The 1083-nt window shown below is 66.0% G+C and carries 1 protein-coding gene and 1 pseudogene; both read left to right on the plus strand.

The window, feature by feature from the left end; genetic code table 11:
- Positions 1 to 140: 140 nt before the first annotated feature.
- A pseudogene (gene pgsA / locus JCM19049_RS15115) lies at positions 141 to 736 on the plus strand (CDP-diacylglycerol--glycerol-3-phosphate 3-phosphatidyltransferase).
- An 83-nt stretch (positions 737 to 819) separates the two neighbouring features.
- Positions 820 to 1083, plus strand: a 264-nt coding sequence (locus JCM19049_RS15120) for a CinA family protein (protein ID WP_279403338.1), incomplete at its 3' end; no start/stop codon positions are given.

Below are 1083 nucleotides of genomic sequence, written 5' to 3' on the forward strand. Positions count from 1 at the left end.
TGGACGAGGCCAACGTGAACCACGCCGGCCCGGTGGACGAGGTGGCCGCGGACCTGGACAGCCGGGAAGCCGCGGTGGACTACTACGACGGTGACGACCAATCGGGCGAGGACGCCTGGAACCTGACAGGACGGTAATTGATGACCAATCCCGCGAGCGGTGAAGCCCCGGTTCCCACGCTGAACATCGCCAATGTGCTCACCACGGTGCGCATCATCATGGTGCCCTTCTTCGTCTGGGCGCTGCTGGCCGACAACTCCACTCAGGGGGTGTGGCGCTGGGTGGCGGTGGCGATCTTCGCCGTGGCCATGTACACCGACAAGCTGGACGGGGACCTGGCCCGCAGCCGCGGACTGATCACCAACTTCGGCAAGATCGCCGACCCGATCGCGGACAAGCTGCTCACCGGCTCGGCGCTGGTGGTCTTCTCCATCATCGGCGAACTGTCCTGGTGGGTGACGATCGTGATCCTGGTGCGCGAGTGGGGATCACCCTGCTGCGCTTCGCCGTCATCCGCTACGGGGTGATCGCGGCGGACATGGGCGGGAAGATCAAGACCGTGCTGCAGACCGTGGCCATCATCCTCTACCTGCTGCCGTTCACCCACACCATTGACTGGTTGGGCACCACCGCCTGGATCATCATGCTGCTCACCGTCGCGGTGACCGTGCTGACCGGACTGGACTACGTCGTGAAGGCGGCGAAGCTGCGCTCAAACGCGCGCCGGACCCAGTAGCGGCCAGGGGATACGGCCAGGCCCACCGCCGACGGCCAGCCAAGGATTAGAACATGTAGGACACGTGGAGGAAAGGCAGGAGCATGCATACGGAACTAGCAACTCGGGTTGTTGAGCTGGCCAGGGCCACCGGGCGACAGATCGCCACGGCCGAATCACTGACCGCCGGCATGATCAGCGCCACCCTCGCCTCGGTGCCCGGCTCCTCGGCCGTGCTGCAGGGCGGGGTGGTTTCCTATTCCTCCAAGGTCAAGGCCTCACTGTTGGATGTGCCCGCCGAGCTGCTCTCCACCCACGGCTCGGTGGACCCGGAGGTCGCGCGGCTGATGGCCGTCGGCGCCCGGCAG

It is taken from the genome of Arthrobacter sp. JCM 19049 (assembly GCF_001310435.1).